The sequence below is a fragment of the Leptolyngbya sp. PL-A3 genome, assembly GCF_039962325.1.
In the GTDB taxonomy this organism is placed as follows: Bacteria; Cyanobacteriota; Cyanobacteriia; order Elainellales; family Elainellaceae; genus Vacuolonema.
In genome coordinates this window covers 22,523-30,877 of sequence record NZ_JAMPLB010000073.1, presented here as the reverse complement: position 1 = coordinate 30,877, position 8,355 = coordinate 22,523, and the positions used below count along the sequence as shown (strand labels likewise).

Annotated in this window: 7 protein-coding genes and 4 tRNA genes; 8 read left to right on the top strand and 3 right to left on the bottom strand. The window is 52.0% G+C overall.

Annotation, left to right across the window (positions count from 1 at the left end; translation table 11 throughout):
* Nucleotides 1–250 precede the first annotated feature (250 nt).
* The 6 genes from NDI52_RS29715 (at nt 251) to NDI52_RS29690 (ending at nt 3,225) form a co-directional block, all read left to right on the top strand.
* Entirely contained in the window at nt 251–1,120 is an 870-nt protein-coding gene (locus NDI52_RS29715) for a DMT family transporter (RefSeq protein WP_190771087.1), read from the top strand.
* A 138-nt stretch (nt 1,121–1,258) separates the two neighbouring features.
* Nucleotides 1,259–2,533: an acetylornithine/succinylornithine family transaminase gene (locus NDI52_RS29710; protein WP_190771086.1), complete on the top strand. Its 1,275-nt coding sequence runs from the start codon at nt 1,259–1,261 to the stop codon at nt 2,531–2,533.
* A 43-nt stretch (nt 2,534–2,576) separates the two neighbouring features.
* Nucleotides 2,577–2,658, top strand: a tRNA-Tyr gene (locus NDI52_RS29705).
* A 72-nt stretch (nt 2,659–2,730) separates the two neighbouring features.
* A tRNA-Thr gene (locus NDI52_RS29700) sits at nt 2,731–2,802 on the top strand.
* Between the two features lie 196 nt (nt 2,803–2,998).
* Nucleotides 2,999–3,080 (top strand) — tRNA-Tyr (locus NDI52_RS29695).
* A 73-nt stretch (nt 3,081–3,153) separates the two neighbouring features.
* Nucleotides 3,154–3,225 (top strand) — tRNA-Thr (locus NDI52_RS29690).
* A gap of 66 nt (nt 3,226–3,291) precedes the next feature.
* Here the strand turns inward: NDI52_RS29690 and NDI52_RS29685 are convergent.
* The 3 genes from NDI52_RS29685 to NDI52_RS29675 form a co-directional block, all read right to left on the bottom strand.
* On the bottom strand, nt 3,292–3,627 hold the full coding sequence (locus tag NDI52_RS29685; protein ID WP_190771085.1) for a hypothetical protein: 336 nt from the start codon (nt 3,625–3,627) through the stop codon (nt 3,292–3,294).
* A 67-nt stretch (nt 3,628–3,694) separates the two neighbouring features.
* A complete protein-coding gene (locus tag NDI52_RS29680; protein ID WP_190771084.1) occupies nt 3,695–5,116 on the bottom strand; it encodes a radical SAM protein in 1,422 nt (473 codons plus the stop codon).
* Between the two features lie 23 nt (nt 5,117–5,139).
* On the bottom strand, nt 5,140–5,877 hold the full coding sequence (locus tag NDI52_RS29675; RefSeq protein WP_190771091.1) for a prolipoprotein diacylglyceryl transferase family protein: 738 nt from the start codon (nt 5,875–5,877) through the stop codon (nt 5,140–5,142).
* A 329-nt stretch (nt 5,878–6,206) separates the two neighbouring features.
* Here NDI52_RS29675 and NDI52_RS29670 point away from each other — a divergent pair, with 329 nt between their 5' ends.
* Both NDI52_RS29670 and NDI52_RS29665 read left to right on the top strand, forming a co-directional pair.
* A complete protein-coding gene (locus NDI52_RS29670) occupies nt 6,207–7,169 on the top strand; it encodes a class I fructose-bisphosphate aldolase (RefSeq protein WP_190771083.1) in 963 nt (320 codons plus the stop codon).
* A gap of 161 nt (nt 7,170–7,330) precedes the next feature.
* Nucleotides 7,331–8,350: a permease gene (locus tag NDI52_RS29665; RefSeq protein ID WP_190771082.1), complete on the top strand. Its 1,020-nt coding sequence runs from the start codon at nt 7,331–7,333 to the stop codon at nt 8,348–8,350.
* The last annotated feature ends 5 nt before the right edge of the window (nt 8,351–8,355 follow it).

Here is an 8,355-nt window from a genome sequence, read left to right as displayed (position 1 = left end):
GCGATCTAAACGACCTAAGCATCGATTAGGAGGGTCTGGGGCTGTAACCCAGTCCTTGGTGGCCTGAAATGCTCCACCTGAAATGGCAATACTCACGCCAGATGACCCACTAGATGCAATTTCCTGTGGCCTTTCTAAAGCACGCTTCCAGGAAATACAACTCTTGAGAGAGCATACCTTTCACCTGACCGGACGAAGTAGTCCACTTAAAAACACGATAAACCTGAGGTTTCTGAATTGGGGTAGGGCGATGGTTTATCTCAAGCTTTTGGCAACCATGGCGATCTGGGGTGGTACCTTTATTGCCGTAAGGGTTGCGAGTCAGAGCATGGGGCCATTCTCAGGGGCATTTTTGCGGTTTGCGATCGCCTCCCTCTGTCTCCTGCTCCTCACCCGCCAATTGATCGGCAAATTGCCACCCCTGAAGCCTCGCCAAATTCCATTAATCGTAGTGTTAGGCATGAGCGGCATCTTTGCCTACAATGTCTTTTTCTTCGCAGGGCTGAAAGAGGTTGAGGCTGGCCGAGCCGCGTTGATTGTTGCCCTCAATCCTACCGTGATTGCCCTGGTTGGGGCCCTCTTTCTCAAAGAATCGCTCTCCTGGCTCAAAGGATTGGGGATTGGGCTTTCCCTCATCGGTGCTGCGATTGTCATCGGCCACGGCAACCCCCTTAACCTGCTGGCAGAGGGGATTAGCCATGGAGATTGGCTCATCTTCGGCTGCGTCGCCACCTGGGTCATCTATACGCTCGTTGGCAAACGTGTCATGGGCGAACTCTCGCCTCTGGTCGCCACGACCTATGCTTGCCTGGTGGGCACCGGAGCATTACTGGTCACGGCTCTGGCGGAGGGTTTCCTGACGCAATGGACAACGTATCCCCTGGTTGCCTGGCTGGGAGTAGCCTATTTGGGTGTCCTGGGCACCTCTGCTGGGTTTCTCTGGTACTACGAAGGTGTCAAAGCGATTGGTTCTGCCCGTGCATCAATCTTTATTAATTTGGTGCCTGTGTTTGCGATCGCCCTCGCGGCCCTGCTCCTACGAGAACCCATCGCTCCATCCCTACTGGTCGGGGGGGTACTTGTCATCAGTGGTGTTTATTTAACGAACCGCAGTGCTTGATGCTTTATGTCGCCATTCCCTGACCTCTACTCCATCCCTTCAAAAAAACTGCCGTAATATAAACCAATGTGGCTAATGTAGCTTCTGTAACGATTCACTTTTTCAGTGACCCTGCACTATCTGTTTAGAGGAATAACCGTGAGTCCAGAAACCCTCGCTCCAATCCCCCCGTCAGCCCTGTCAGCCTTTTCGCCGGCTGAGTTTGATGAATATGTGGTGCATAGCTATGCCCGCTTTCCCCTAACCCTGGAGCGAGGGAAAGGATGCCGCGTTTGGGATACCGATGGCAACGAGTACCTGGACTTCGTGGCTGGGATTGCCACCTGCACCCTGGGCCACGCTCACCCCGCCATGGTGGAAGCCGTCACCAAGCAAATTCAGAAATTGCACCACGTCTCCAACCTCTATTACATTCCCGAGCAGGGCGACCTGGCGAAGTGGCTGGTCGAGCATTCCTGTGCAGACAAAGCTTTCTTCTGCAACTCCGGTGCTGAGGCTAACGAAGGCGCGATTAAATTGGCCCGGAAGTACGCCCACACCAAACTGGGCATCGAAAATCCCATTATTCTGACGGCCAACGCCAGCTTCCACGGCCGTACCCTGGCGACCATCACCGCCACAGGTCAACCTAAGTATCAAAAGAACTTCAACCCACTGGTGCCCGGCTTCCATTACGTGCCCTATAACGATCTGGAAGCACTGGAAACGGCGATCGCCACCCTCGACAATCCCACCCGTCAGGTTGCGGCCATTCTCCTCGAAGGTTTGCAGGGTGAAGGCGGTGTGCGTCCGGGCGATCGCGCCTACTTCCAGCGGATTCGGGAAATCTGCGATGAGAAGGGCATTCTGTTGCTGATGGATGAGGTACAGGTGGGCATGGGCCGCACCGGTCACCTCTGGGGTTACGAGAACCTGGGTATTGAACCGGATGTGTTTACCTCTGCAAAAGGTTTGGGTGGCGGCATTCCCATTGGTGCGATGCTCTGCAAATCTTTTTGCGATGTGTTCGAACCCGGCGACCATGCCAGCACCTTTGGCGGCAATCCTTTCGTTTGTGGCGTAGCGCTGTCTGTTTGCCGCACTATCGAGAAGGAAAATCTGCTGGCGAATGCGATGGCTCGGGGTGAGCAACTGCGGAATGGGTTAGAGGCGATCGCCCAAAAATTCCCCACCCTGATTCAAGAAGTGCGCGGCTGGGGTTTGATTAACGGCTTGGTGCTTCAGGAAGAGGCGAATCTGACAGCGGCAGAAGTGGTAAAGGTGGCGATCGCAGAAGGCCTGCTACTTGTGCCTGCTGGCCTCAAAGTTGTGCGCTTCGTCCCCCCGCTAATCGTGTCCGCCGAGGAAATTGATCAGGCGTTGCAAGCTGTTCAAACTAGCCTGTCGAAAATTTCTCAAGAAAAAGGCTTGTAAAACTGCACGCCTGTTGTTACGATTAATAATCGTGGAAAGAGACGGGTCGATGCCCGAGTGGTTAATGGGGGCGGACTGTAAATCCGCTGGCTACGCCTACGCTGGTTCAAATCCAGCTCGGCCCATCCACGAAATGTTAGATTGTAGACTCTAAGCTTAGAGTGATCCAAGTTTAGAGTCTAACGATCTGACTCTCTGCCCGTGTGGCTCAGTGGTAGAGCACACCCTTGGTAAGGGTGAGGTCACGAGTTCAATCCTCGTCACGGGCTTTGGTTACAATCGTAATACTGAAGGCAAGTTCCAGCACTACTGAGTAGCGCTGGAATTTATTTTGGTGTGCTCGCTATATTTGGCGCATCCCTGTTGAGTATGGTGAGTAAAACCACCACATCCAACAAAAAATCTGGAAATTTTGATTGTAAAACTGCACATCTATTGCTAGGATTAATAACTGTGGAAAGGAACGGGTCGATGCCCGAGTGGTTAATGGGGGCGGACTGTAAATCCGCTGGCTACGCCTACGCTGGTTCAAATCCAGCTCGGCCCATCCACAAAACAGTTGGATTGTAGGCTCTAACTCTGAGTTATTTTGAGCTTAGAGCCTATTATTCCGACTCCATGCCCGTGTGGCTCAGTGGTAGAGCACACCCTTGGTAAGGGTGAGGTCGCGAGTTCAATCCTCGCCACGGGCTTTTTAAGAAAGGCGGCACTCTCAGGAGTGCCGCCTTCTTTGGCTCAGAGCTCTCTGGATTCATGGATCACAAATAAAACGACACTGCTCGGAAGACCATAAAGGAACATGTCCCATTGAGGAGAGCGGTAATTGTGGCACCAATAATAACGCCTTTCATCATGCCGGTTTTACCCTGGCGTTTTAATCTCAGGGCTAATGGAATGACATAGGCTAATTGCAATAAAAAGAACCCTACTGCTCCCATAGCCCAAATCTGAAAGACTCCATTTTCGCCAAACAATATGCCAATGACAAGTCCCACAATACCAATGACAGATACGGCCAGAATGTGATGTAGAATCAGTAACCCAATGCCTTTAAGAATTTCGACGAATTCGTTGGATGGCCTATCTTCAGTCATGATCTTGATGGGTATATTGATGTGATTCTGTTTGCCCTAATTTTTTGCGTATTTCGTACACATGAAATTAGTGTGCTTTTTGCATCTGAATTACTTTTTCATATCCAGCGCTTCCCTCTCGGTAAAAGAGATTATAGGTATCAAAGGGAATTAGGCGTCCGTCAGGATGTGCAATATGTATACACGATCGCTTCACCGATCGCACATCAAAGTTATACGCATCGAGAAATTGCACAATCATAATTCGGAAAATATTTTCATAGGTCAATCCAGCAGGTACAGCGACTTTCGGTAAGCAGCACAGAAGTTGTTGAAGGGATGTTGTGGCTGATGCTGGAGAGTGGCTGGTCGAGAACAACTCGAAGATCCGTTGCTTTAAGTCGGGATGTTGTTCATACAGAACGGAGTTGGGCATCATATCCACAAAGGTTGGCGTCGAAAACATCCCGGTAAGCGGAATGACCTTGCTGCCCAATTTAAGTGCATAGGCCATGGCTAAAGAATCGGGATGGCAGGGAACCGGCAGAATATCCTGGGGTTTGAAGTGTGGGCTTTGTTCGAGAATGGCGCGACGCACTTCGGTAAGGGTGTAGCGATCGCGCTTTGGATCAAACCCCTCCAGCCGCCCTGCAATTTGAATGGGTTGGAAGGTGACTCCGCGCACACACCGTTGTTTCAATGCGAAGTCGATAATTTTGCCGATTTCGTGGTCGTTCAATCCCTTTTTGAGGGTGACAACCAGGGTGGTGGAGAGATTGAACTCGTTGAGGTGGGCGATCGCCTGTTGTCGTACATTCCGCAAATCGGCCCCTCGCAGTTCACGCAGAGCCTCGGCCTCGAAGCTGTCAAATTGCAGGTAGATTTCGATGCCGGGTTGGTATTGGCGGAGGCGATCGCAAAATTCCCGATCCTGTGCGATTCTCAACCCATTGGTATTAATCATCAAATGCTTAATAGGCCTGTCTTTCACCAGATCCATCACAGCAAAAAAGTCGGGGTGTAACGTGGGTTCACCACCGCTCAGTTGCACGACTTGAGGTTCCCCTTCGTTTGCTACAACAGCGTCTAGCATTCGCTCAATTTCAGCAAGGTTGCGATGGCGGCGGGGTTGGTGCGCCGAGTTCACCTCATCCACGCCAGAGTCGGCATAGCAGATGGGGCAGGTGAGGTTGCAGCGATCGGTCAGTTCCACCAACGTCAGGCAGCTATGTTGCTCATGATCGGGGCATAGGCCGCAGTCGTAGGGGCATCCATGCTTGATCGGAGTGTTGAACCGCAGGGGCATATCCCCCGGTTTCAGGAAAGCTTGAATCTGGCGATAGTATTCTGCATCGTCAGCAATGAGGACGTCTTCTCGTCCATGCTCAGGGCAATGCTTGACCAGGTACACTTGCTCATCCTGGAAGATAATTTTTGCCTCTACTTTACTCAGGCACTTGGAGCACAGACTATTGGTGAGCGCGTAGAAAGTGTAAGGGCGAGTGGGCATAGGACAAGTTCAATCCCAAAATACTAACGAGGAGAAACCTGTAGCGATAGCTGACGCAGACAATATAGCAACCCCAACAGACAAGCGATTTGGATAAAACTGATGCCCAGAATGGGATGAAAGTCGGGTTTGAGGAAATCAATGAAGAAACGGAAGCTCAAATAAGAAGCCAGGTAGAGTTGGAAAAGCTCACCCGAATAGTGAGGAAAACGGCTACGGAGGGCGATCGCCCCTGCCAGCCCCACCAGAAACACAATTTCATAAAGCTGTGTCGGATGGCGCGGAATCCCATCACCAAAATCAACGCCCCAAGGGAGGCGGGTGGCAATGCCGTAGGTGCGATCGCTCAACCCCGTCAGGAAACACCCCACCCGACCGATCGCCGTACCCGCGATGAGCGGATACACAAATGCATCGCCCGTAGACCGGGTAACTCCAATCCAAATTTTGGTTAACTCAACCCCCGCAACCGCACCCAGTAAAGCCCCTACCACCGTCTTACCTTGCAGGATAAGTAGGAGCCATTGCTGCCACTGCTCCCACAACAGATTGATGTGTTGCAGCAGTACCAATCCTTTCGCTCCTATCAAGGCTCCTAGGAGACCCCCAACGATAACGGAACTGCGATCGGATGCGCTGATGGTGTCCTTTTTAATGTTTCGTAGGAGTAATCGTAGGGCGATCGCATATCCCAGGGACTCAAACACGAAATGTGGATGAAGTTTCCAGGAGCCAAATCCTAAGTAGACGGGGAATTGCATGGGCGATCGCGAAGTCTGAGTGCTCCGGCTCATTTTCCTGGTTTTATAGCGTAACGTCCCAGCATTAGCGCTGGTGGAAAGGTTAACTTTTCTCGCAGCCGACACACGAAAAACTAACTTTGAGGCATTTCGAAGCACGCCTTGCGTAAACAACCTGAACTATAAAGTCATCTATCGAACGTTAGAAGACCATCCTCATTACAGAGGTCGGATTCTAAGCTGAGTTGTTACAAGGAAGGTAGCCTACCCCGCCGTGCCACGGTTCGTTTGTTTGCGGGGCAGGACGAGTATGCAAACGCGCCACATCTGGTTGCATTGAGGACTTAACGATGACTCAACGTGTAAAAGAGATTCTGAGCTGGTACGGCAGCGATAACCCCGGCACGCTCACCAATTTGGCCCGACTCCTTAATCACGGAAAATTAGCCGGGACTGGAAAACTGGTCATTCTGCCTGTAGACCAGGGCTTTGAACATGGGCCTGCTCGGAGTTTTGGCCCCAATCCACCAGCCTATGACCCGCACTACCATTTTCAATTGGCAATTGACGCGGGTTGCAATGCCTATGCAGCACCTCTCGGCTTTTTAGAAGCGGGAGCCCGAGAGTTTGCAGGAGACATTCCTCTTATCCTGAAGGTGAACGACCACGATGTGTTGCTGGATGAAGCCGATCCCACGCAGGCTCTGACGGGTAGTGTGCAAGATGCCTTACGGCTCGGATGTGCTGGGATTGGCTTTACGATTTACCCCGGTTCTACCCATCGCTTTGAGATGTACCAGCAAATTCGAGCCTATGCCGAAGAAGCGAAGCGGCATGGGCTGGTTGTGGTGGTCTGGTCATATCCTCGAGGTTCTGGCTTGAGTAAGGCGGGTGAGACCGCTGTAGACGTGACTGGGTATGCGGCTCAGATTGCGGCTCAACTGGGAGCCCACATTATTAAGGTGAAAATTCCATCGGATCACCTGGAGCAGGATGCGGCCCGGAAGGTTTATGAGAAGCATGAGATTCCGATCTCAACACCTGCGGAGCGAGTTCGTCACATTGTTCAGTGTGCGTTTAATGGTCGCCGCATTGTGATTTTCTCGGGTGGCCCAACGGATAGCGATGAAGGGCTGTTGAATGGAATTCGCGCCATTCATGAGGGCGGCGGTTTTGGCTCGATCATTGGGCGCAATTCATTCCAGCGACCTAAGGCGGATGCGCTGAAGTTGTTGGATACCGTTATGGGAATTTATAGCGATCGCCCCGAATCTGCATCTCATACCCATCAACCTGTGTATGAACGTGTTTAGGGTTGATTTGGGTAACGGTTGATGTACCAAAATGCGGCTTGAGGGCGTGCTATTCTCCCAAGCCGCCTTAGCCGGCGTCAGATCCTGTTGCTTGCTGATAAGATCGCCGCATCCGCTAGGATGGGTGGATGATCTTTTTGGCTCTGGTATAGCACGATCGCATGGATCGAATTAATAGTGCTCTGACGCTGTTTTTCAGCTTGCTCGTTGAAGCAATACCCTTTTTGCTACTGGGTGTCTTGTTTTCCAGTGCCCTGCTGCTGTTTGTGGATGAACGCAAATTGGTGGCGGCGGTACCCAAAAATCCGTTTTTGGCGGCGCTGGCGGGTAGCTTGATTGGATTTCTGTTCCCAGTGTGCGAGTGTGGCAACGTGCCCGTAGCACGGCGCCTGATTACGCAGGGGGCTCCTGCTTCTATGGCGATCGGTTTTTTGCTGGCGGCTCCCACTGTCAACCCCATCGTCTTTTGGGCTACCTGGACGGCCTTTCGGAGTCAACCTGAAGTCGTGTTCTTGCGGGTTGGCTTTACCCTGCTCATTGCTACCATTATTGGCTGGGTATTCAGTGCTCAGGCAGATTTACGGCCATTACTTCAATCTGACGTCGCGCGAGCTGCTCCTGCCCCCCGCCCTCGTAAGGCGAAAGGGGCGAGCAATTCGCCTTTGCTGCAATCGGGTACGTTTCTGCTGGGGGGCCCTGGTAGACCGATTCAGCTGGACGACCCTACAGCCGCGCTTGCCCTCATGCCCAATCCTGTCCTTTCCAAGCCCCTAGCCGAGCGGTTCCAGATGATGCTCGACAACGTGGTGCAAGAGATGCGCGAACTGGGCGGTGTCTTAATATTGGGAACGGCGATCGCTTCCATTATTCAGGTGATGATTCCCCGAGAGGTGGTGTTAAGCCTGGGTCAGGGACAAATTACCTCAATTGTGGCCATGATGGTATTGGCCTGGTTGGTGTCCATCTGCTCTACCGTTGATTCCTTCTTTGCCCTATCGTTTGCCTCCACCTTCACCACAGGTTCCCTGCTGGCCTTCCTGGTGTTTGGTCCTATGGTGGATATTAAGAACACCGCTTTGATGCTGTCGGTGTTTCGAGGGCGGGCGATCGCCTATCTGTTCATCCTGGCAGGGCAATTGACGTTCTTGCTGACGTTGATTGTGAATCTCTACATTTACTAAAGGTC

Coding starts and splice junctions, on each gene's coding strand:
- NDI52_RS29670 (WP_190771083.1), top strand. CDS start 6,207: ATGACTCAACGTGTAAAAGAGATTCTGAGCTGGTACGGCAGCGATAAC.
- NDI52_RS29665 (WP_190771082.1), top strand. CDS start 7,331: ATGGATCGAATTAATAGTGCTCTGACGCTGTTTTTCAGCTTGCTCGTT.
- NDI52_RS29680 (WP_190771084.1), bottom strand. CDS start 5,116: ATGCCCACTCGCCCTTACACTTTCTACGCGCTCACCAATAGTCTGTGC.
- NDI52_RS29685 (WP_190771085.1), bottom strand. CDS start 3,627: ATGACTGAAGATAGGCCATCCAACGAATTCGTCGAAATTCTTAAAGGC.
- NDI52_RS29675 (WP_190771091.1), bottom strand. CDS start 5,877: ATGCAATTCCCCGTCTACTTAGGATTTGGCTCCTGGAAACTTCATCCA.
- NDI52_RS29715 (WP_190771087.1), top strand. CDS start 251: ATGGTTTATCTCAAGCTTTTGGCAACCATGGCGATCTGGGGTGGTACC.